Below are 22,232 nucleotides of genomic sequence, written 5' to 3' on the forward strand. Positions count from 1 at the left end.
GTAAATAGATTGAGCTTAAATAACTTCGCAGCCCGTGATCTCTTTTCTGTAATCCATAAAATAAGAAGCTGAAGGCAGCCCCTTAAAATCGGGCCAGTCTCCAGCTTCAATATCTTACATCCTATAGTGGCGATTTTAACTCTTCGATGGCACCTGGTGAAAAGATGCCCGCTTTGAACATTTCGATTTCAAATGCATACGGTGGTTTCTTATTTTTGGCATCCAGTCCGACATAAGGCGTCTCGAGGATTTTCGGTACATGCATAAGATCCGGATGATGGACAATTCCATTCAAGGCATCAAAGCCGATTTCACCAAAGCCGATATTTTCGTGGCGGTCCTTGCCAGCTCCGCGAACATTTTTGCTGTCGTTGATGTGAAGTACTTGAAGCCGCTCGATACCGACAATGCGGTCGAACTCTTCCAGCACGCCATTGAAATCTTCTTTGATGTTATAGCCTGCATCATGCGTATGGCAAGTGTCAAAGCACACGGATAAGCGCTCGTTATGCGTCACGCCATTAATGATCGCGGCGATTTCCTCAAAACTGCGGCCACATTCCGTGCCTTTTCCAGCCATGGTTTCAAGTGCGATGTTGACCGGATAATCCTGCGTCAGCACTTCGTTCAAACCCTCGATGATTTTTGCGATTCCCGCATCTGCTCCAGCTCCGACATGGGCACCTGGATGCAGAACGATTTGTTTTGCTCCGAGAGCCGCTGTCCGCTCGATTTCCTTTTGAAGAAATTCTACCCCATGAGCGAAGGTTTCAGGTTTTTGGGTATTGCCTAAATTGATGATGTACGGCGCATGGACGACAATATTCGTTAAATTATTGGCGGCCATATGGGCAAGCCCTGCATCGATATTCAATTCTTCAATCGGTTTGCGGCGCGTGTTTTGCGGTGCACCGGTATAGATCATGAAAGTCGACGCTCCGTAGGAAGCGGCTTCTTCGCTTGCTGCAAGCAGCATTCCTTTGCCGCTCATTGATACGTGAGATCCTAATAGCATGAAACTATCTCCTTACTTTTTGCGATTTTTGCGTCGTTCCATTTTTTTGATTTCGTCCATTTTCCACTTCATTTTCTTCTTGTACATCGGTTTTACCGCTTTTGGTTTATGCACCATGGTTTTTGCTTTCGCGTCCGCTTCATTCGTTGTTCTTGTACGGGTCGTACGGCTATGGCGCTCTTTCAAATCGACGAATTCGCCTTTGACGATATCTTTTTGCTGGAAAGGAATGCCCATTTTTTCAATCCGGACGATTGCGTCGTCGTCTTCTGGTTTGAATAACGTTATGGCTACCCCTTTCATCCCTGCGCGAGCCGTACGGCCAACACGATGGATAAAGAACTCCAGGTCTTCCGGCAACTCATAGTTGATGACATGGCTGACGCCCTGAATATCGATTCCACGAGCTGCAAGGTCTGTCGCAACGATGTATTGATATTCAAGATCACGGATCTGCCGCATCATCTTAACGCGTTCACGTGGAGCCAAGTCGCCATGGACACGGCCGACACGGATGCCTTCTTTCGCCAATTGGTCAGCAACATAATCCGCATTCGTGCGGGTATTGACGAAAATGATGGCCAAATAAGGATTGATGACTTTCATAACATCCTGCAGGCGCTCCATTTTCTTTTTGCTGCGTACAGGAACCAAATAAAAGTCCAGTCCGTCTGCAGTCGGACGCTTATCGCCGATTTTCACATGGATTGGCGACTCCATGTATTTTTTCAGGAAAGGTTTCAATTTTTCTGGAATAGTCGCTGAAAAAACGTACATCTCCAATTTTTCCTGCATTTTGCCTGCTACTTGATCGATTTCCTCGATAAATCCAAGGTCGAAAGCAAGGTCCGCTTCATCCACTACAAGAATTTTGCCAGTGTGCACCAAAAGAGCATTTTCTTTGACGAGGTCTCTCAGGCGCCCAGGTGTTCCGATAACGATATGAGGCTGTGTTTTCAATTTATTGATTGAACGTTGCTTGTCTGTTCCACCGATAAACGATTTCACTTCAATGCCGGATCCGACAACCAGTTTCTGCAACTCGTTGAAGATCTGCGTTCCAAGTTCACGTGTCGGTGCTGCGATTACCGCCTGCACTTCCTGTTTGCTGACGTCGATGCGTTCTACGATCGGAATAATGAAACTATGCGTTTTTCCAGTCCCAGTATGGGATTGTCCAATTGCACTTGAGCCTTTCAATATATGGGGCATCATTTCCTTTTGGATCGGTGTCGGTTCTGTAAACCCGAGTTTTTCTACCGCTTCCAATAGAAACGGTTTGAATGGATATTCGTTGAATTTTGTCATGGGATTAAATTCCCTCCTTACGCTCTAGACATTATAGCATAAAATAGGGACATTACGCGATGCAACTTTTGTAAAGCTGTGCCGTCTCCGTTATAATGAATGTATGATTTTGAAAGGAGCGCGGTACTTGATGAAGGTTATGAAAATATCGCCAAGAGGATATTGCTACGGAGTGGTCGATGCCATGGTCATCGCAAAGAATGCTGCGATGGACGAAACTTTGCCACGCCCCATTTATATACTAGGAATGATTGTCCACAATAAACATGTGACAGATGCGTTTGAAGAAGACGGCATCATCACATTGGACGGCACAAACCGCTTGGAAATTTTAGAAAAAGTCGAAACCGGTACTGTGATTTTCACAGCCCACGGTGTCTCTCCGCAAGTCCGAGAACTGGCACGGCGCAAAGGTCTGGTGTCAATTGATGCCACCTGCCCTGACGTCACCGTGACGCACGACTTGATCCGCGAGAAGACAGCTGATGGCTATCAGATCGTCTATATCGGCAAAAGTGGACATCCGGAACCGGAAGGCGCAATCGGCGTCGCGCCGGACATGGTCCATTTAGTGGAATCTGTAGAAGACGTCAACCGTCTGGAAATCGATGCTGAAAAAATCATCGTCACCAACCAAACGACAATGAGCCAGTGGGACGTTGTCGACATGATGAAACGCCTGAAGGAGAAATTCCCGCATTCCGAAGTTCATAAGGAAATTTGCCTGGCTACCCAGGTGCGCCAGGAAGCTGTTGCGCAGCAGGCCGGCGAAGCGGATCTATTGATCGTCATCGGTGATCCGATGAGCAATAACTCGAACCGTTTGGCCCAGGTGTCTCAAGACATCGCTGGAACTCCTGCCTACCGTATTTCGGATCTATCCGAACTGAAATTGGACTGGCTGGAAGGCGTTGAAACCGTCGGCATTACAGCAGGCGCTTCCACGCCGACACCGATCGTCAAAGAAGTGATGAAGTTCCTGGATCTTTATGACCCGGCTGACCCGAGCACCCATGCACTGACACGGTCTGTGCCGCTCAATAAAATTCTTCCGAAAATCAAGCATCCGAAACCATCGGATCGCATCGAGCCGTATCCGATAAACGAATAAAACATAAGGCTGCCCTAAAAGTTAGTTTCCTGACTTTTGGAGGCAGCCTTTTCTTTAGGTTCTGTATGATCGATATGATAGGAAATTTTTCATTTCATTAATTGCAAGACCTGTTCTTTAGTGGGCAATGAAGAGAGTGCCCCTTTACCTGTAGTAGCTAAAGCTCCGCTCGCATTTGCAAATGCCAGTATTTCTTTATGGTGCTCACTTATTAAAAATTCTACATCAGCTTGTTGTGCATGCAGATCCAAAAGCTGGTACAAGAAACCGCCAATGAATGCATCTCCTGCACCAGTGGTGTCCTCTACTTCCACAGAATATCCCATAGATGAATATTTTTTGTGTTGTACGTGAATATCTGCTCCTTCCGCCCCTTTAGTCAAGACTACGGCTAGTACATCCCCTGTAAATAAAGACCGAACAGCTTTTTGTTCATCCGCTATGCCTGTAACAAACTCCAGTTCTTCGTCGGAGATTTTAACAATATGCGCCATCGGGAGAAATCCCAAAATTGTCTTCCGGCATTCCTGTGGATCTTCCCAAAGAGCCAGACGCACGTTTGGATCGAAACTAATGATTCCGCCACTCATTTTGGCTGCTTGAATCGCCTTGATATGTGCTTGTTTCATCGGACTCTTGACTAAGTCTACAGAACAAAAGTGCAAAAAATCCCCTTGGTTGAACCAGTCGGCATCTATTTCTGAATCTTCAAGAAGCAGATCTGCCGAAGGATTTCTATAAAACGAAAAGTCGCGCTCTCCATCTTCGCGCAATGACACAAAGGCAAGACCGGTATTCGCCTCCTTTGTTCTTGAAATCTTATCTGTTTCGACACCGAACTTTATCAATTGTTCCAATAGGTAATCACCGAAGGCATCTTCCCCTAATTTGGTGATCAGCGAAGCCGTTCCGCCAAACTTTGCTACCGCAACAGCTACATTTGCTGGGGCACCACCAGGAACCCGCGTAAAAGAAACGACGTCTTTTAATGCGGATCCTTTTTCGTGGGGGATGAAGTCGATTAAGATTTCACCAATCGAAAATAATTTTCCCATTCAGCACCTCTCCCTCTTTAATCGCCACGCTATCAATAGTCCCATTTCACTGCTTTAAACGCTGCGGTTCCACCCGTTGCAAAAAAACGAATTTCCTTGCTTTTTCTATCCGGGAAAATACGGGAAGTGAATACTTCTGCTCCATCGTTCACAAAAATTTCGACAGATGAAGCATCAACGAACAAATGGAACTTGTATACGGTTTCAGTCATTCCGCATTTTCTTTCAGTTCCAAACGTGCTGCCGATTACTTGGCCTGACAGTGTACGATCCAGTATAACTTTCCCTTGCATCGCATCATATTTGATCACCGTTTTTTCTTCTTCTCCCGCACGGAATTCTATTCCGTATTCTAAGGCATCCCCTTGTTCAAACTCACATATAAGTTCGTAAGTGACGCCAGAAAATCCATCATACGCTTTCTTTTCATGTGAAATTCTATCCGTTGCTTCGACTTTCGTTTTACGAAGTGACTGAAGTTCCTGAACAGGTTTTTGTATGATCTTTCCATCTTGAACCACTAATTCTCTTGGAAGGGTCAAACAGTGTGCCCATCCATTTATATCGCTGGGATACTCGATTTCAGGCAATCCCATCCAGGCGACCATAAGACGTCTGCCCTCTGGATCTTCCATGGTATGAGGCGCATAAAAATCAAAACCCCTGTCGAGTTCTACAAAGTTTCCATGAGCCAATTCCTGTAGTTGCAGATTTATCTTCTTGCCCAGCACGTAACCCGCCTGGTAAATATTTTGATACAGATCCCCTTCCGGTTCCAGCCCTTGCGGAGAGAAAATCAGAACACCTTGATTTTCTATCTCAAAATAATCCGGACATTCCCACATAAAACCAAATAAATCCAATGCGGTAGCAAGTTCTCCTTCAAAATTCCATTCCAGCAAGTCCGATGAACTTAATAGACAGACACATCCGGTTTTATCGGTCCTTTGCGCTCCAATCACCGCATAAAACCTTTCTCCCTCTTTCCATAATTTCGGATCACGGAAATGCTCTGTATATCCTATCGGAACTTTATCGAGAACTGATTTTTCCAATTTGATGATGTTTTCTTGTGCATCCATAATGGCTATGCATTGATGTGGATGTCTTTCAAAATTCTCATCCCGCGTATTGCCCGTATACAATAAATAGATATTTCCGTTATGCTCAATGGCACTTCCGGAATAGGCTCCATGGCTGTCAAAATAATCGTCTGGTTGGATGGCTATTCCGACATTCTTCCAGTTTACAAGATCTGTGGATTTGGTATGGTACCAATATTTCAACCCATGAAAAGGACCTAACGGATGCCATTGATAAAACAGATGGTATTCCCCGTTATAGTAACAGAAACCATTCGGATCATTGAGAAGCCCTGAAACTGGTTGAATATGGAACGTTTGCCGCCACGAGCAGCCATTGACCCTTAAAATCAGCATGTCTATCTCTTTTTGGCTCACCTGATCGAGTCGGATGTATTTTTTCTCTCGTTGTAATTCCATCTCTTGTTTATTCTCCTTTTAGTAAAAGCAAAATCTTTCGATGAAACCCTTTCCCCCGCTGAAAATCCTTTATGGAAGCGCTTCCATAAAGGATTTTCAAAATTCACCTTTCTTCCTGGCATCTGCAGTTGTTAAATAAAGATAACTCGAATGGATCGATAAGAACGATTTTGTTCGGTGATGTTTGAAATGAGGATGATATTCGTTCGTGGCAACGCAACTTCGTTTTAATTTCTACCTTATTATACCATAAAAAACCCCAATCAGCTTATCAGACAACCTGGAAAACAAGCTAGTTAATCAATATATGAATGCAAAAAAGAAGAGGCCACAGCCTCTTCTTTTAAATGAACCGGAAAGGTTCTGTATTTGTCTGTGACGGCAGGAATTCGCATTGCCAAGTCGGCTGCTGCTTGGACATATGGTCCACAACGCCCTGGATCATCACTTTTTCCACATGATGTCCTGGATCGATGACATGAAGCCCCATCGCCTCTGCATCCTGTGCGACATGGAAATACAAATCGCCTGTGACATAGACGTCCGCTCCCGCGCGCTTGGCCTGCTGGATGTATTTATTGCCATCGCCTCCGAGTACAGCCACTTTTTTGATGGTGGCATTGGGATCGCCAACCATGCGCAGGGATGGAACATCCAATTGCTGTTTTGCCCAATCGGCAAATTCGCTCAATGCCATCGGGGTCTCCAATGTTCCGACGCGTCCCAGCCCCATCGCAATTTCTTTGTTTTCCAAAGTAAAGACATCATATGCCACTTCTTCGTAGGGATGCGCCGCGATCATCGCTTTGATGACGCGATCTTTTTCGTTCTTGCGGACGACGACTTCCACTTTCGATTCAGCCGTCACTTCCATTTTCCCGGCTTCTCCGATATAGGGATCTGCTTCAAAAGTCGGGCGGAAACGGCCGGTACCGGATAAGGTATAGCTGCAGTATTCATAATCGCCGATCGCTCCGGCTCCTGCTTTGCCGAAGGCATCACGAACGGCCTCTTCATGGCTTTCCGGAACGAAGACCGCAATTTTCACCAATTCCGCTTCATAGGTCGGAACCAGAACGCTGGTGTTTTTCAATCCCAGGGCATCCGCCAACAAATCATTGACTCCGCCAGTTGCTACATCCAGGTTCGTGTGTGCGGCATAGACGGCAATATCGGATTTGATGATTTTTTCCATCAGACGTCCTTGTGGAAAATCGGTCTGCAGGTTTTTTAACGGACGAAAAATCGGAGGATGATGCGCAATGATCAATCCCGCGCCTTTGGCAATCGCTTCATCCACGACTTCTTCATTGACATCCAGTGTCACCAGGACCCGTTCGATTTTCTTATTCAACGATCCTACATGCAAACCGATTGGATCGCCTTCCATTGCCAGATACTTGGGCGACCATTTCTCGAATTCTTCAATGATTTGCTGGCCATTAGGAATTTTCACGCTGCAGCACCTCTTCCACCAATTGAATTTTTTCGATCAATTCCTGTTTTTTCCCGATGATTTCCATCGTCTGGGCTGTCGCTTCCATTGAAGCGACAATATTTTTCCATTGTTCGCTTTCACGGATCCATTTTTCACGGAAAATCTCCGTCTTTTGCTTCATCAGTTCCGGCCCCATCAATAATTGCTGTTGAGTCAATAAAACAGGTGACAACGTTTTTTCAAGCACCAGAATTTCATAAATCTTTTCATTTTCCTTTAATATTTCTTCTTCTGTAATAACCCAGTCGTTCGCAGCTGCCCAATCACGGATGGATTTGGCATGGACATTCGGCTGCAGAATCAACCGTTCCATCCCATCAAGCCGTTCTTTCCCCTGCTCCAAAATCGAGCAGATCAACGGACCGCCCATACCTGCAATGGTGACAGCAGTAATGCCGTCTTCAGGCTGGATGGCATCAAGTCCGCTTGCCAGCCTGACATCAATCTGTCCGGTAAGGCCTTCCTGCTGTACTTGTTTCCGGGCCGATTCAAAAGGGCCTTTGACAACTTCTCCAGCAACTGCCTTGTCCGCTACTCCGTTCAATACCAGGTAACAAGGCAGATAAGCGTGATCGCTGCCGATATCTGCGACCACCGCGCCTTTAGGCACGTGATAGGCCACTCTTGTCAACCGGTGTGATAATTGTTGAGCATTCATTGAAATCCTCCTAATTTGACAGAAAAACCCTTAGCTCCAGAAGAACTAAGGGTTTTTAGATGCTATTCGAGTGATAATACCCACTCAGCCATTGCTGCTACGTTCTCTTCTGGAACAAGCCCGCCTGGCATCGTGCCTTTACCGTTGATCAAAATTTCTTCGATATCTTCTTGTGGAAGTTCAGTGCCAACTAATGATGGACCTACTCCGCCTTCATAGCTTGAACCGTGACAAGAAATACAGTTTGCCTGTGCGTGTGCTTCAGGATCGAAATCCCCTTCAGCTGTTTCTCCGCCTTCTTCACCTTCAGCAGCTTCTCCGCCGCCTTCTTCTGTTGCATGTTCTTCTGCGATTTCAGCTTCGTTGTTAACTCCTTCTATTGATAAGAAGAAAATTAAACCAATACCGAACGCCATGATTAAGATATAAGGTACAATTGCATTTTTTTGCATCCGTTACCCCTCCCTCTACTAAGTTCTGCTTTATGATATTATTCGTATCATTCATTATTGTACTGTATTATCCATGAAACGAAAAGTCTTATCAGGCAACTTTTCCTTCTTTGTGACAAAAACGGTAATTTAATTTTTATTCGTCACAGGCTGGCATAGCTTTTCCACGATACTTTCCTGATAAAAGAAATATCCAACAAAAATTTCTGCAACGATAAAAGCCCCGCATGCAGCGGGGCTTTTAAAATTCTCAGCAGCCGATCTGGCGTGCGATGACCATACGCTGAATTTCAGAAGTGCCCTCACCGATTTCCAATAATTTTGCATCACGCATATAGCGCTCTACTTCATATTCCTTCATATAGCCGTATCCCCCATGGATCTGAATGGCTTCGTCGGCCACTTCCATGGAGATTTCAGAAGCATAAAGCTTCGCCATTGAAGCCTCTTTCGTGAACGGACGTCCCTGATCTTTCAGCCAAGCAGCTTTATAGACCATATTGCGTGCCAATTCAATCTTCATGGCCATATCCGCCAGCTTGAATTGAGTTACCTGGAACTCGGATAGAGGCTTGCCGAACTGCTTGCGTTCTTTTGAATAAGCTAGCGCTTTGTTAAACGCCGCCTGGGCGATGCCTACAGCCATAGCGGCAATGCCGATACGCCCGCCGTCAAGCGTCACCAGGAACTGCTTAAAGCCGTCACCACGTTTGCCTAACAGGTTTTCTTTCGGCACCCGGACATTGTCCAACACCAATTCCGTCGTATTGGATGAATGCAGTCCCATTTTTTCGTAATTGTCGATGATGGTAAAGCCTTCAGCATCCGTCGGTACGATGATGGCGCTGATTTCCTTCTTGCCATCGTTCATACCGGTAATCGCAGTAATCGCCAAATGTTTGGCATAGCTGGCATTCGTGATATAGACCTTCGAACCATTGATGACCCAATCGTCGCCATCTTCCACCGCGCGGGTTTCAGTTCCTCCAGCATCCGATCCGGCATTGGGTTCCGTCAATCCGAAAGCACCGAATGATTCGCCGGTACAGATCGGCGCCAGGTATTTTTCTTTTTGTTCTTCAGTCCCGAATAAATTCAGCGGCGCCCCGCCAAGTGAAATATGCGCAGAGTAGGTGATGCCTGTAGATGCACAGGCACGGCTCAATTCTTCTGTCACAATAGCAAAACTGGTGGTGTCCGATCCCGCTCCGCCATACTTTTCATCAAACGGCAAGCCCATCATCCCCATGTTGGACAGCTGTTTAAAGATTTCAGTCGGAAATGCTTTGGAACGGTCGCGGTCAATGGCACCTGGTGCCACCACCTTATCGGCAAATTCCTTGATGGTCTTTTTGATCATTTGTTGTTCTTGTGTCAAATCGAAATCCATTTGTGTACATCCCCTTTGTCATGAATACGCTTACAACTTTCATTATATAGGGAAAATTAAGACAAACTCAAGCTTTAACTGGAATTCCTTTTTGTCTGATTCATAAAAAAGAGCCGCTTTCCGGAAAATCCGGCAGCGGCTCAAGTCTTTTTTTCTATTCAAGGAAATCTTTCAGGCGTTTGCTACGGGAAGGATGACGCAGTTTTCGCAAAGCTTTCGCTTCAATCTGGCGAATCCGCTCGCGCGTAACACCAAACACTTTGCCCACTTCTTCCAATGTCCGCGTACGGCCATCGTCCAAGCCGAAACGAAGGCGCAGCACGTTTTCTTCACGGTCGGTCAAAGTGTCCAGCACATCTTCCAATTGCTCTTTCAACAATTCATAGGCAGCGTGATCAGATGGCGATTGCGCATCCGAATCCTCGATAAAGTCACCCAAATGCGAATCATCTTCTTCACCGATCGGCGTTTCCAATGAAACAGGCTCTTGAGCGATTTTCAGGATTTCCCGCACTTTTTCAGGCAATAGGTCCATCTCTTCCCCGATTTCTTCCGGAGAAGGCTCACGGCCAAGATCCTGAAGCAGCTGGCGCTGTACACGGATCAGTTTATTGATGGTTTCAACCATATGGACAGGGATACGAATTGTCCGCGCCTGGTCAGCGATAGCACGTGTAATAGCTTGCCGAATCCACCACGTTGCATAAGTACTGAACTTGAATCCTTTTGAGTAGTCGAACTTCTCGACGGCTTTAATCAAGCCCATATTCCCTTCCTGGATCAAATCCAGGAACAGCATCCCGCGGCCGACATATCGCTTAGCGATACTGACGACCAAACGCAGGTTGGCTTCAGCAAGACGTTTTTTCGCTTCTTCATCACCTTGTTCGATCAATTTAGCCAAGCGGACTTCTTCTTCCGCTTTAAGCAGGTCGACACGGCCGATTTCTTTCAGGTACATCCGGACAGGGTCATTAATTTTGACGCCAGGCGGTACACTTAAATCATTCAAGTCGAATTTATCTTCAGTCGGTTTCATCAAGCGATCCAAATGTTCTTCATCATCGGATTTCCGCTCCAATTCGATGCCGTGGCCTTCCAGTTGATCGATAAACTCTTCCACTGCATCGGATTCCATTTCGAAAACCGCTAATTTATCGGCAATTTGTTCGTAATTGAGCTCTCCGGTTTTTTTACCTGTTTCGATGAGCTGTTTTTTCGCTTCTTCGACAGTTGCTTCCGGACCTTCAGTAGTCAATGGTACATTGCTAGCTTCAACTTCAGTTTGGCGTTCAGATTTCTCAGCCATGTGACTTCCTCCTTTAAAAAAACCGGAATTAACTTACAATGATTTCCGTAAAGCAATCACTTCTTGTGCAAGAAGTAAAGCGCGCTTAAGGTCATGCTGTTTTTCCGCTTCTTTTGATTGCTGGATTTTTAGATTGATTTGCTGTTCGACCCGATGTTTTTGCAGATGCTTTAAACAATCGGAAATTTCTTCATCCGCATGTTCCGGATCGCGTTCGGATAATGCAGTTTCCATGACAAGCTTGCGGAGTTCTGCATCCTGCAAAGTCTCCAGGAATTTATGGAAATCAGCTTTATCCCATTCTTCATAGAAACCGAGCAATTGAACGTACAGCGCCTGGAATTCCTCACTGACAAAGGGTATGCCATTGTCTTCAACCGCTAATTTATCCATAACTGACGGATCTGCCAGGGCATGCGATAAAAGTATCCGTTCCGCCCTATGCAGTGAAGTGACCCGTTTCGGCTCTTTTTTTGCCATCTTCGCTACAGGTGCTTGTGGTTCAGGACGGTTCCGTTCGATCGTCTTGTTTTCCAATTTCCGATAATGCTGTAGGATCGCTTCTTGAGATAATCCGGTTTCCTCTGATAATTGCTTTATATATAAATCCCGCTCTAGAGGCGAGGATCTACCGGCCAGAAGTTGCAGCACTTCCTGAATATATTGCAGCAGGTCGTTTTCATACTGGAAATTCTTGTTCCTGCGGGCGTGCATCATGGCAAATGCAATAAATGCATGCGGTTTGCCGATGATCTGTTCCTTAAAGGCTTCCGCCCCTTTTTCGCGGACAAAGTCATCTGGGTCCATTTTGCCTGGCAGGACTGCCACTTCCACTTTGAAATTATCTTCATTGAGGGCGATTGCAGCGCGTTTAGCGGCTTCCCAACCTGCATCATCGCCATCGAAGCAGATAACGACTTCCTGGGCGAAACGCTTCATTTGGCGGATATGCTGAGCAGTTAGTGATGTACCCATCGTTGCTAAAGCATTGTCAACTCCTGCTTTACCCGCTGCAATGACATCCATAAACCCTTCAAACAAGATGATTTTCCGATTTTTTCGTATAGCGCTTCTGGCATGATGTACATTATAGAGCACTTGGCTTTTTTGGAAAATCGGAGATTCCGGGCTGTTCATATATTTGGCTTCCTGTTTAGTCTGCTCTAGGACCCTTCCTGAAAAGGCGATGACTTTGCCGTTTTCATTCATGATCGGAAACATGATCCTCCCACGAAATCGATCAAAATAGCCGCTTGACTGCTCACGGGCAATCGCTAATCCGCTTGTTTCGAGTTCTTCTTCGCTAAAGCCTTTTCGCTTCAGCGCCGACGCCATATAATTCCATTCCGGAAGCGACCATCCGATTTTATTTTTCTCGATGATTTCCCGGGTAAAGCCCCTATTTTCCAAATAGTCCAATGCCACTTGGCCTTCTTCCGTATTCAATAGAATATGGTGGTACATGTCCGCAGCAAACTCGTGCATCAAAATCAGTTGATGATCACTTTTTGATTGCACCGGACCGGAATCGGCAGGGGCCTGTATATCGACATCTATGCCTGAACGGCTTCCGAGTCTCGATAAAGCATCCTGAAATGTTATGTTTTCAATATCCATCAGAAAAGTGATGACATTGCCACCAGCTCCACAGCCAAAGCAATGAAAAATCTGCTTATCGGCAGTGACCGAAAAAGACGGCGTGCTTTCTCCATGAAAAGGGCAAAGGCCGAACCAATTGCGGCCCCTTTTTGTTAACTGAACATACTCACCCACGACATCCACAATATCTGTGCTGGAACGGATTTTCTCGATCACTTCTTCTGGAACTCGATTGGACATTATTTTCACCATCTTTGTTTGCTTAACTTATTTAATTCGTGATACAAAGACAAAATCCTTCATTTTTCGACAAAAAGATAAGCAAACTATTTCTGACACATTCTAAGCTAAAAAATGAATACGTATTCCAAAATAGGTAAGAGGAAAGGAGTGGAAGAAATTGCTCCATACCGCCGCTCCTCACTAAACAACAAAATGCCGAGATCTACTCGGACATCGAGCCTGAGTCAGTTCGGCACAAGCCCTTGAATGCAGGCACGACGGGAGGCCTCGCCTGCTTCTCATCCATGAAGATAAGTGAGAAAGCGGAGTTGGATCTAGATACCCCTATCAGAATACCCCTCTTCAAACACTATTCAATTTAACTTATATAATAAGCTTTAGCCACAATTCTTCATTATAAAACGTTTTTATGAAAAAATCCACCAAAAAGAAAGAAAAACCGCCAGTACAGGTGGTTTTCCCGAAATCACTTTTGAAGTTTGCTTAATATCAGGTTGGCGGTTTCTTCTACAGCGCGATTTGTCACATCAAGGATTTCGCAACCGATACGATCCACCACTTTATGGAAATGGCCGATTTCTTCGTGGATGCGGTCCAACTTCGCATAATTGGCATCATCGTTCAATCCGAGTGCAATCAACCGCTCTTTGCGGATGCTGTTGAGCTTGTCCGGTGAAATCACCAATCCAAAGCATTTTTTTGGATCTACATGGTATAGCTCATCCGGCGGATCAACTTCCGGCACCAGCGGAACGTTCGCGACCTTCAAGCGTTTATGTGCCAAGTACTGGGATAAAGGCGTCTTGGATGTTCTTGAAATTCCGACCAAGACGATATCGGCCATCAGTATGCCGCGTGGATCCCGTCCGTCGTCGTATTTGACGGCAAATTCGATGGCTTCCACTTTTTTAAAATAGTCATCATCCAATTTACGGACTAGGCCTGCTTCCTGCAGCGGAGGTGCATCGAGTTCTTTTTCCAATGCATCCAAAAGAGGGCCCATCAGATCCACTGCAGCCACGGAAAACTTAGCGGTTTCAGCCTCCATATAATTACGCAGTTCCTGGGAGACCAGCGTATAGACGATGAAGGCTTTTTGAGCAACAGCCAATTTAATGATCTCCTGCAGATGGTCGATGGAATCGATATATGGAAAGCGTTTCAGTATAGCATTTTGATCATTATTAAGATATTGGCTGATGGCCGCCTTTGCGACCAGTTCCCCTGTTTCTCCGACCGAATCGGAGACAATGAACAAACGGAGTGAATTCATAGTTGGCACCTCACAAATCGTGGTTTTCCGATAGCGATAAAAACGCACGAGTAATATTCGTTTTTGTTAATCTGCCGACGACTTTGAAGCCATCCGGCTGTTCTTCCACCACTGGCAAGGCATCGATTTGCTGATTGATCAGGCGATGCGCTGCCTGTATCAGGGATTCGTTTTTCGCGCAGTACGTGATGTTCGGCATGCGCGTCATGATGATATGTACAGGAATGCCTGTCAGGTTCTGGCTGCCCAGACTGGCACGGAGCAAGTCTTTTCTTGAAAGCACCCCGGTCAGATGCGATTTTTTGTCCACGACAAAAAGCGTGCCGACATCATCCAAAAACATCTGGCTGATAGCGTCGTATACACTGACATCTTCCCTGACGACGACCGGAATCGACTGAAAGTCTTTGACCTTCATGTTATTCATGGTGTCCGTAACATCCTGGCCCGGTTTTTTGCCCGAATAAAAATAGCCAACACGTGGACGGGCATCTAAAAAGCCTGCCATTGTCAGGATGGCTAAGTCAGGTCGTAGCGTTGATCTTGTTAAGTTTAGTCGATCCGCAATCTGTTCGCCAGTAATCGGACCATTGCCTTTGACGATCTGTAATATTTCTTCTTGCCGTTTATTGAGTTCGATTGGACTCACCGCCTCAAAATATATATATGTTATACTCAATACCAATTATTATATACTAATCAACACGATATTGCGAAGAAAACTTCGCCATGGTACAATATGAAGGAACTTAACAGAGGCAATGACGGATAGATAAGTACTGTAACAGAAGCGAGCAGGGATGGTGAAAGCCTGCAACTACAGGAAAAGGTGATCCAGAGCCATTTTTTATTTTAAGCGGGCTGCATTTTGCAGTCAATCGAGGTGGAACCGCGGGTCTTAACGTACTCGTCCTCGGACATGATGACATGTCCGTGGATGGGTACGATTTTTTTATTTTATGGAGGTAATTTTATGTCAATGGAAGATGTAGTAGCATTAGCGAAACACAGAGGATTTGTATTCCCCGGCTCTGAAATTTATGGAGGATTGGCGAATACGTGGGATTATGGCCCACTTGGCGTTGAATTGAAAAACAATATCAAAAAAGCATGGTGGAAAAAATTCGTTCAGGAATCTCCTTATAATGTAGGGTTGGACGCAGCTATCCTGATGAATCCTAAAACTTGGGTCGCTTCAGGACATGTCGGCAACTTCAACGACCCGATGATCGACTGTAAGAGTTGTAAAACCCGCCACCGCGCGGATAAATTGATCGAAGATGCATTAGACGCCAAAGGCATCGAAATGATTGTCGACGGCTTGTCTTTTGAACGGATGGCGGAACTGATCCAGGAACATGAAGTAAAATGCCCGACATGCGGCAAACAGGACTTCACAGAAGTTCGCCAGTTCAACTTGATGTTCAAGACGTTCCAAGGCGTTACAGAGGCTTCAACCAATGAGATCTTCCTGCGTCCCGAAACGGCTCAGGGAATTTTCGTCAACTATAAGAACGTACAGCGTTCAATGCGCAAGAAAATGCCATTCGGGATTGCCCAAATCGGCAAAAGTTTCCGCAATGAAATCACACCGGGCAACTTCACTTTCCGGACGCGTGAATTCGAACAAATGGAACTTGAGTTCTTCTGCAAGCCTGGTGAAGACTTGGAATGGTACGCTTACTGGCGCGATTTCTGCAAAAAATGGTTATTGGATTTGAACATTACCGAAGACAATATCCGCCTGCGCGAGCATGAGGAAGATGAACTTTCGCATTACTCGAACGCCACTGTGGATATCGAATACAAATTCCCATTCGGCTGGGGCGAGCTTTGGGGCATTGCTGACCGCACCGACTTTGACCTGAAACGCCATATGGAGCATTCCGGAGAAGATTTCAATTACATCGATCCAGCAACAAACGAACGTTACGTGCCGTATTGCATCGAACCTTCCCTGGGTGCTGACCGTGTTACATTGGCATTCCTTGTGGATGCATTCAGTGAAGAAGAACTTGAAAATGACGAAAAACGCACTGTTTTACGCTTCCATCCGGCATTGGCTCCTTACAAAGCTGCTGTTTTGCCATTGTCTAAGAAGTTGGCTGAAGGTGCAACAGAAGTCTTCTCCGACCTTGCCAAGCATTTCATGGTTGAGTATGACGAATCCCAATCCATCGGCAAACGCTACCGCCGCCAGGATGAAATCGGTACACCGTTCTGCATTACCTACGACTTCGATTCTGTCGAAGATGGCCAGGTAACCGTGCGCCACCGTGATTCCATGGAGCAGACACGCATGCCGATCGCTGAAGTACAGGCTTATATCGAAAAGCATATTCAGTTTTAATTAGAAAAGCGGAAGCACCTGTTTAGAACCGACAGGCTTAAGGCAGTTTGCCGAAGCAGCGTATTTTCAGCCGCACAGGCAATCGGACTTAAGACCCCGAGGTTCTAGGTGCTGGAGCTGGACAATAAGAAAAGCGGAAGTGCCTGGTCAGTTCGGGCAGACATAAAGCGATTTCCCAACTCCTTCATTATCTAAAAGCAAAACAAAAAGAGTTGCCGAAAGACTATTCGTCTTTCGGCAACTCTTCTTTTTTCGGTAAAAATTCCGGCGTCCGCTCCAACTGCTCGAGGAACTTCCTGGACTTCAAGCGGATTCCAGCTTTTTCTTCGTAAATCGTACGGACAATTTGTTTAAGCAGGCTCTTGGATTCTTTTTTCAAAGTCAAGGAACCTACCCGTTCAATCGGCACAAAATAGAAGGTGCGGATCAGTTTCACTAAAGCCGGGCTCAAGCGGATGATGTAACGGTCGATCTGGAAGCAGCGGTGGCAGAGAAAACCCAATTCCTGAAACGAAAAGGCGAATTCCCCTTCCGTCGCTCCACAGTTTGCGCATTGATGCAGTGTAGGCGCAAGGCCTGCCGTCTGCAGCATCTTCCACTCCACAAACAAAGTGATCGCTTCCGGATCATAGCCTTCGTCAATAGCATGGAGTGCCTGGTACAGCATGTCAAAAATGACGGGTTGCGGTTCATCCTGCTCGGTCAGCCGGTCAATCAGTTCGGTGACATAACTGGCATAGGCGGTCGACATGATGTCTTCCCGAATATGCCGCAATGACTCCAATGGGTCACCTGCCTGCAAGGTCCCCATGCCTCTTCCTTTGTAGATGGAGAACGTTCCATGGGTAAAAACCTGGGTGATGGCAGCCAATCGGCTCGCGGGCTTTTTCGCCCCTCTCGCCATGCAGGTGATCTTCCCCGCTTCTTTCGTAAACAGGGTGACGATCTTATTCGTTTCGCCGTAAGGCATCGTACGAATGACAATTCCCTCTACTTGACTTTGCATGGGAAGGACTCCTTAGTATTCGTCGTCTCTGAAGCCGAAATCGCGCAGATGCATCGCTTTATTGCGCCAGTCCTTTTGCACTTTGACCCAAAGTTCCAAATACACTTTCGAGCCAAGCAGGTTCTCGATGTCTTGGCGTGCACGGGTCCCAATCTCCTTAAGGAGCGCCCCTTTTTTGCCGATGACGATGCCCTTTTGGGAGTCGCGCTCGACCATGATGGTCGCTTGGACACGGATCATGTCCTTGTTTTCGGAATCCGGCGCAATTTTTTCAATAACCACTGCAATGGAATGCGGAATTTCTTCGCGCGTCAAATGCAGGGCCTTTTCACGGATCAACTCGGAAATGATGAAGCGTTCCGGGTGGTCGGTGATTTGGTCAGCCGGGTAGTATTGTGGGCCTTCGGGAAGGCGCTCGCTGATTTTGGCCAATAGGTTCTCGACGTTATTTCCTTGCAATGCTGAAATCGGGATCGCTTCTGCAAAATCGAATTCCTTGCGGTACGATTCGATGATTTTCGGCAAATTATCCGGATGCACCTGGTCGATCTTGTTGATGACCAGAAATACCGGCACATCGATGCCTTTCAGCATATCCAGCACATAGCGGTCCTCTTTGCCGACACGGTCGACGCCGCTTGCGACAAACAATAGCACATCCACTTCACGGAACGTGTTTTTCGCAACCTTCAGCATAAAGTCACCCAATTTATGGCGGGGTTCGTTGATGCCAGGTGTATCAATGAAAATCATTTGGCTTTCATTGGTGGTCACGACGCCTTGTACTTTGTTGCGTGTGGTTTGGGGCTTGTCACTCATAATGGCAATCTTCTGGCCCACTACTCGGTTTAGGAATGTCGATTTGCCGACATTCGGACGACCGATGATTGAAATGAACCCTGATTTGAATCCGTTATTCTCTGGCTGCATATTTTAAATCCTCCGTTGAAAATGCGCCGGGAAGCAATTCACTGATAGTTGTTTCCTGGACGTCACCTTTTAAATTTGTTAAGTAAACCGGCATGTCCGGCGAGCAAAACTCGGCCAGCACCTGTCTGCATGCACCACAAGGCGATACAGGCCCCGGAGTGTCTGCAGACACAGCGAGTGCCACAAACGTCTTATCACCTTCAGAAACAGCTTTGAACACCGCTGTGCGCTCTGCACAATTCGTCATGGAATAGCCAGCGTTTTCAATATTGCAGCCCATGTATACTTTGCCGTCAGCTGTCAGCAAGGCTGCACCGACAGGAAATTTCGAATAAGGCACATATGCATTGCTGCGTGCCGCTATCGCTTGCTTCATCAATTGTTCTTTTTCCATGTTTATCACCTCTGCGAATTTAAAACCATTTGGGTAGAAATATCAGTAATCCAATTATAGCACTTGCTGCCGCAAATACCAAAACGGCACCTGCCGCCATATCCTTGGCCTGTTTGGCAAGCGGATGCAGTTCTGCTGTCGCCAGGTCGACAACCCGTTCGATGGCCGAGTTGACCATCTCCAGCGCAATCATGCCGCCGATCAACAGGATGACCATCAGCCATTCCAAATAAGACAGCCCCGTCAACCATCCGGCGAGCACGACAATTACAGCAGCCAGAAAATGAAAGCGAATGTTTTGTTCACGCTTTAAGGCGGTCCCGATGCCTTGAGCTGCAAATTGGAAAGAGCGGAAAAATCTACGCGCCGTCATGCTTATCACGCGTGATTCCGAGTGAAACCAGGATCTCCTCTTGACGGGAAAACATTTTCTTTTCGTCTTCTTCTGTCATATGGTCGTACCCCAGCAGATGCAAAAAGCCGTGGACAGCCAGAAAGCCCAGTTCACGCTCGAACGAATGGCCGTAATCGGCGGCCTGCTCTTTTGTGCGGTCCAGCGAAATGATGATGTCCCCGAGCATCCTCGGCTCAGGTGAACCGATGATGGCTGTTTCCCCTTCTCCTAATTCTTCCATGGCAAACGAAATGACATCTGTCGGCTGATCTTTGCCGCGGTATTCGCGGTTGATGTCACGGATCATTTCATTGGTGACAAAAGTCACTGATACTTCCGACTGCCCCAATCCCTCTTCTTTTGCTGCATGCTCCAGTATTTTTTGCACAAAATCCAGTTCCTGCTGTTTCAGGCTTTCCGTTTCATCCATAAAATCGATTGCAATCATAGCAGTTCCTCCTGTCAATTGGTTTCTTTCGGATATTCGATGCGGGAATGGAAGATGCCATTCAAGGTTTCGCACATAACCGCTTTTACTTTCTTCAGCTCTTTCAAGGATATATCACATTCCTCGAATTGCCCATCCTTCAGTTTATCTTCTACAATCGATTCCACCAATTTTTTTATTTTTTCTGATGTTGGTTCCTTCATCGAACGCACGGCCGCTTCCAGGCTGTCCGCAATACAGATGATGGCGATTTCCTTGGTTTGCGGCTTTGGCCCTACGTAGCGGTAGGACTCCTCTTTGGTATCTGGATCCGTTTCTTTCGCTTTGTAATAGAAGAACTTCAATAAGCTGGTGCCGTGGTGCTGCGCCGCCACATCCACAATTTCCTTGGGCATCTTGTATTTTTTAAGCATCCGGGCTCCTTGCACACCGTGTGCGAGGATGATGTCCCGACTTTTTTCCGGCGGCAGACGGTCATGCGGATTTTCGATATTCACTTGATTTTCAATGAAGAACTGCGGCTGTTTGGTTTTTCCGATGTCGTGGTAATAGCAGCCGACTCTGGCCAGCAGGCCGTTGGCACCAATCGCTTCACAGGAAGCGTCCGCCAAATTGGCGACCATCAGGCTATGGTGATAGGTGCCCGGCGTTTCCATCAAGATTTTTTTCAATAATGGATGATTCGGATTGGACAGCTCGATCAGCCGCATGGCCGACAGCATACCGAATGCCGACTCGAAAAACGGCAGCAAACCAATTGCCAATGCACCGGACAATAAGCCCGATACAACAGCAGCTGTAAAATAAAACCCGATTTCCGACCAGCTGTATTGCGCCTGTCCGATCAGCAGGTAAAAAGCGACAAACAGTACGTTGGCCCCTGCCACCGCCAAGCTGATCTGCAGCAGGCGTCCTCGGCCGCCATCCCGATCAATCAAGTAAATAGCAGTCAATCCACCGAACAGGATATAAAGGGCGACGTCCACCTGCAAAGAGGCCGAATAGCCGCTTTGCAGCATGATTCCAGCTGCTGCACTGAGCAGGATCGTGACAAAAACAGCCGCCCGCTCATTGACCAGCAGGCGGACAAGCATACCTGCAAGCGCCGTTGGGAAAAGAAAGGCAATAACAAGATCAAAATTTCCACTGACCGCATACAATAATTTCATAAGCGAAAGCGAAATGGCGATTGCTACAATCATGACCAACAGTTCAGTCGTTTTATTTCTGTCATCTTTTTGTGAACGGGAGATCACCGTCAGTAAGAGTCCCATAGCGATCAAGACAAAAATCAATAGCCCGAGCAACGGTTTATAGTTCAGCTGCTCTTCTGTCATTCCAGCCAGTTCCAGCTGTCGATAGACTTCCCTGTCCACAATCTGCCCTTCCTGGACAAGGACCTGTCCCTGGAGTATGCGCGTTGGCTCTACACTGCTTCGCACCTGCTCCACCTGGCTAGCTGTCAGTTCCTCATTGACCAGTTCGTTCGGGATGATGCCGAAACGGCCCACAGCCACTGCCGCTTGGACCACGTCAGCCGGAATCTGTTCATTGCGCCGGATATCCTGTTCAATTTCCGTGCGGATTCGCGCGACTTCCTCAACGCGTACCGGTTCGCTCAAATAAGATTGAAGCAGCCGGTCTAATTCTTCTTGGACTTCAACGAGTCTTTCAGTCGGCAGAGACACTAAAGAATTCAACATGTCTTCTGTTAAACGGAGGCCATTTTCGCTGGTCTCCATCAAGCGCAATTCTTCCCTAAGCTCTGCAATCATCGCTTCTCGGGAAAGTTCTTCCTGCTCTTCTTCAGTTGGAGCTTTCGCATCGAGTATATAGCCGAAAAGAGATTCGATTACAGCGGATTGGTTAGCCGCAATTTCATCCATGAATTGATAGCTCGGTGCCACTTCTTCCGCTAGCCGTTGTCTTTCCAACTCAGTTTTAATCGGATCTTCTACTGTTTTTTCAGAGCGGATGGTTTCGGGTGATAATTGGAATAACCGGATATCATATGTATCTCCCTGAACGGAGTCCATCAAAAAAGCATAGAGCATCATGCCGGTCAATAAGACGCCTATCGCTATCAATTTTCGGTAACCCATTTTTTCGAAGATTTTTTGTGCTCGTTGACGCATGCCCATACACCCCGCATTTCTTATTTCCATCATAACAACTAAAGAAATGGATTTCACCGTGTATTTCTAAAAATTTGAAATTATCTCCATATTTACGGGTTTAAACAATCTAGGCAAGATCAAATTCAACGAAAGAAAAAGATGCAGGGAACGCTCCCTGCA

The 22,232-nt window shown here is 46.5% G+C and carries 20 protein-coding genes; 2 read left to right on the forward strand and 18 right to left on the reverse strand.

Annotated elements, in window-relative coordinates; genetic code table 11:
* Nucleotides 1-121: 121 nt before the first annotated feature.
* Nucleotides 122-1,015 carry a deoxyribonuclease IV gene (locus tag K8U60_RS09895; RefSeq protein WP_223637935.1) on the reverse strand — a complete coding sequence of 298 codons (894 nt, stop codon included), beginning with the start codon at nt 1,013-1,015 and terminating at the stop codon, nt 122-124.
* A 12-nt stretch (nt 1,016-1,027) separates the two neighbouring features.
* A complete protein-coding gene (locus K8U60_RS09900) occupies nt 1,028-2,323 on the reverse strand; it encodes a DEAD/DEAH box helicase (protein ID WP_223637938.1) in 1,296 nt (431 codons plus the stop codon).
* A 130-nt stretch (nt 2,324-2,453) separates the two neighbouring features.
* On the opposite strand from K8U60_RS09900, the gene K8U60_RS09905 reads away from it, so the two are divergent.
* Nucleotides 2,454-3,434, forward strand: coding sequence for a 4-hydroxy-3-methylbut-2-enyl diphosphate reductase (locus K8U60_RS09905; protein ID WP_223637940.1), 981 nt, complete (start codon nt 2,454-2,456; stop codon nt 3,432-3,434).
* Between the two features lie 89 nt (nt 3,435-3,523).
* Here K8U60_RS09905 and K8U60_RS09910 read toward each other — a convergent pair whose 3' ends face one another.
* The 10 genes from K8U60_RS09910 to K8U60_RS09955 all read right to left on the reverse strand — a co-directional run bounded on the left by K8U60_RS09910 (nt 3,524) and on the right by K8U60_RS09955 (nt 15,062).
* Nucleotides 3,524-4,489 carry a carbohydrate kinase family protein gene (locus K8U60_RS09910; RefSeq protein WP_223637943.1) on the reverse strand — a complete coding sequence of 322 codons (966 nt, stop codon included), beginning with the start codon at nt 4,487-4,489 and terminating at the stop codon, nt 3,524-3,526.
* A 32-nt stretch (nt 4,490-4,521) separates the two neighbouring features.
* Nucleotides 4,522-5,991, reverse strand: coding sequence for a glycoside hydrolase family 32 protein (locus K8U60_RS09915; RefSeq protein WP_223637946.1), 1,470 nt, complete (start codon nt 5,989-5,991; stop codon nt 4,522-4,524).
* A gap of 343 nt (nt 5,992-6,334) precedes the next feature.
* On the reverse strand, nt 6,335-7,447 hold the full coding sequence (locus K8U60_RS09920; protein ID WP_223637965.1) for a Nif3-like dinuclear metal center hexameric protein: 1,113 nt from the start codon (nt 7,445-7,447) through the stop codon (nt 6,335-6,337).
* Complete coding sequence (locus tag K8U60_RS09925) at nt 7,434-8,147, reverse strand: tRNA (adenine(22)-N(1))-methyltransferase (protein WP_223637968.1); 714 nt, start codon at nt 8,145-8,147, stop codon at nt 7,434-7,436. Before K8U60_RS09925 ends, K8U60_RS09920 begins: the two co-directional genes overlap by 14 nt.
* 62 nt (nt 8,148-8,209) lie before the next feature.
* Nucleotides 8,210-8,599, reverse strand: coding sequence for a cytochrome c550 (gene cccA / locus K8U60_RS09930; protein ID WP_223637971.1), 390 nt, complete (start codon nt 8,597-8,599; stop codon nt 8,210-8,212).
* 250 nt (nt 8,600-8,849) lie between these two features.
* Nucleotides 8,850-9,989, reverse strand: a complete 1,140-nt coding sequence (locus tag K8U60_RS09935) for an acyl-CoA dehydrogenase (protein WP_223637974.1) — start codon at nt 9,987-9,989, stop codon at nt 8,850-8,852.
* A gap of 154 nt (nt 9,990-10,143) precedes the next feature.
* Nucleotides 10,144-11,298, reverse strand: coding sequence for an RNA polymerase sigma factor RpoD (gene rpoD / locus K8U60_RS09940; RefSeq protein WP_142827801.1), 1,155 nt, complete (start codon nt 11,296-11,298; stop codon nt 10,144-10,146).
* A 33-nt stretch (nt 11,299-11,331) separates the two neighbouring features.
* A complete protein-coding gene (dnaG, locus tag K8U60_RS09945; protein ID WP_223637977.1) occupies nt 11,332-13,137 on the reverse strand; it encodes a DNA primase in 1,806 nt (601 codons plus the stop codon).
* A 469-nt stretch (nt 13,138-13,606) separates the two neighbouring features.
* Nucleotides 13,607-14,413: a pyruvate, water dikinase regulatory protein gene (locus K8U60_RS09950; RefSeq protein ID WP_223637980.1), complete on the reverse strand. Its 807-nt coding sequence runs from the start codon at nt 14,411-14,413 to the stop codon at nt 13,607-13,609.
* 10 nt (nt 14,414-14,423) lie between these two features.
* Complete coding sequence (locus K8U60_RS09955) at nt 14,424-15,062, reverse strand: helix-turn-helix transcriptional regulator (RefSeq protein WP_223637982.1); 639 nt, start codon at nt 15,060-15,062, stop codon at nt 14,424-14,426.
* A gap of 324 nt (nt 15,063-15,386) precedes the next feature.
* Between K8U60_RS09955 and K8U60_RS09960 the strand changes: the two genes are divergently transcribed.
* Entirely contained in the window at nt 15,387-16,763 is a 1,377-nt protein-coding gene (locus tag K8U60_RS09960) for a glycine--tRNA ligase (RefSeq protein ID WP_223637984.1), read from the forward strand.
* A 223-nt stretch (nt 16,764-16,986) separates the two neighbouring features.
* Here K8U60_RS09960 and recO read toward each other — a convergent pair whose 3' ends face one another.
* From recO to K8U60_RS09990, 6 genes are read right to left on the reverse strand one after another with little or no spacing between them, the layout of a single operon-like run.
* The gene (gene recO / locus K8U60_RS09965) at nt 16,987-17,769 is read right to left on the reverse strand and encodes a DNA repair protein RecO (RefSeq protein ID WP_223637986.1); all 783 of its coding nucleotides are present in this window, start codon (nt 17,767-17,769) and stop codon (nt 16,987-16,989) included.
* A gap of 12 nt (nt 17,770-17,781) precedes the next feature.
* Nucleotides 17,782-18,699 carry a GTPase Era gene (era, locus tag K8U60_RS09970; protein ID WP_223637988.1) on the reverse strand — a complete coding sequence of 306 codons (918 nt, stop codon included), beginning with the start codon at nt 18,697-18,699 and terminating at the stop codon, nt 17,782-17,784.
* Complete coding sequence (locus tag K8U60_RS09975) at nt 18,683-19,093, reverse strand: cytidine deaminase (RefSeq protein ID WP_223637990.1); 411 nt, start codon at nt 19,091-19,093, stop codon at nt 18,683-18,685. The genes era and K8U60_RS09975 overlap by 17 nt, the downstream gene beginning before the upstream one ends.
* A gap of 19 nt (nt 19,094-19,112) precedes the next feature.
* A complete protein-coding gene (locus K8U60_RS09980; RefSeq protein WP_223637992.1) occupies nt 19,113-19,466 on the reverse strand; it encodes a diacylglycerol kinase family protein in 354 nt (117 codons plus the stop codon).
* Nucleotides 19,453-19,935 (reverse strand): rRNA maturation RNase YbeY, encoded by a 483-nt coding sequence (ybeY, locus tag K8U60_RS09985; RefSeq protein WP_223638007.1) that lies wholly within the window; start codon nt 19,933-19,935, stop codon nt 19,453-19,455. The genes K8U60_RS09980 and ybeY overlap by 14 nt, the downstream gene beginning before the upstream one ends.
* A 14-nt stretch (nt 19,936-19,949) precedes the next feature.
* Nucleotides 19,950-22,070 (reverse strand): HD family phosphohydrolase, encoded by a 2,121-nt coding sequence (locus tag K8U60_RS09990; RefSeq protein ID WP_223638010.1) that lies wholly within the window; start codon nt 22,068-22,070, stop codon nt 19,950-19,952.
* Nucleotides 22,071-22,232 lie beyond the last annotated feature (162 nt).

Source organism: Planococcus circulans (genome assembly GCF_020023385.1).
GTDB lineage: Bacteria > Bacillota > Bacilli > Bacillales_A > Planococcaceae > Planococcus.

Coding starts and splice junctions, on each gene's coding strand:
- K8U60_RS09895 (WP_223637935.1), bottom strand. CDS start 1,015: ATGCTATTAGGATCTCACGTATCAATGAGCGGCAAAGGAATGCTGCTT.
- K8U60_RS09900 (WP_223637938.1), bottom strand. CDS start 2,323: ATGACAAAATTCAACGAATATCCATTCAAACCGTTTCTATTGGAAGCG.
- K8U60_RS09905 (WP_223637940.1), top strand. CDS start 2,454: ATGAAGGTTATGAAAATATCGCCAAGAGGATATTGCTACGGAGTGGTC.
- K8U60_RS09910 (WP_223637943.1), bottom strand. CDS start 4,489: ATGGGAAAATTATTTTCGATTGGTGAAATCTTAATCGACTTCATCCCC.
- K8U60_RS09915 (WP_223637946.1), bottom strand. CDS start 5,991: ATGGAATTACAACGAGAGAAAAAATACATCCGACTCGATCAGGTGAGC.
- K8U60_RS09925 (WP_223637968.1), bottom strand. CDS start 8,147: ATGAATGCTCAACAATTATCACACCGGTTGACAAGAGTGGCCTATCAC.
- cccA (WP_223637971.1), bottom strand. CDS start 8,599: ATGCAAAAAAATGCAATTGTACCTTATATCTTAATCATGGCGTTCGGT.
- K8U60_RS09935 (WP_223637974.1), bottom strand. CDS start 9,989: ATGGATTTCGATTTGACACAAGAACAACAAATGATCAAAAAGACCATC.
- rpoD (WP_142827801.1), bottom strand. CDS start 11,298: ATGGCTGAGAAATCTGAACGCCAAACTGAAGTTGAAGCTAGCAATGTA.
- dnaG (WP_223637977.1), bottom strand. CDS start 13,137: ATGTCCAATCGAGTTCCAGAAGAAGTGATCGAGAAAATCCGTTCCAGC.
- K8U60_RS09950 (WP_223637980.1), bottom strand. CDS start 14,413: ATGAATTCACTCCGTTTGTTCATTGTCTCCGATTCGGTCGGAGAAACA.
- K8U60_RS09960 (WP_223637984.1), top strand. CDS start 15,387: ATGTCAATGGAAGATGTAGTAGCATTAGCGAAACACAGAGGATTTGTA.
- recO (WP_223637986.1), bottom strand. CDS start 17,769: ATGCAAAGTCAAGTAGAGGGAATTGTCATTCGTACGATGCCTTACGGC.
- era (WP_223637988.1), bottom strand. CDS start 18,699: ATGCAGCCAGAGAATAACGGATTCAAATCAGGGTTCATTTCAATCATC.
- K8U60_RS09975 (WP_223637990.1), bottom strand. CDS start 19,093: ATGGAAAAAGAACAATTGATGAAGCAAGCGATAGCGGCACGCAGCAAT.
- K8U60_RS09980 (WP_223637992.1), bottom strand. CDS start 19,466: ATGACGGCGCGTAGATTTTTCCGCTCTTTCCAATTTGCAGCTCAAGGC.
- ybeY (WP_223638007.1), bottom strand. CDS start 19,935: ATGATTGCAATCGATTTTATGGATGAAACGGAAAGCCTGAAACAGCAG.
- K8U60_RS09990 (WP_223638010.1), bottom strand. CDS start 22,070: ATGCGTCAACGAGCACAAAAAATCTTCGAAAAAATGGGTTACCGAAAA.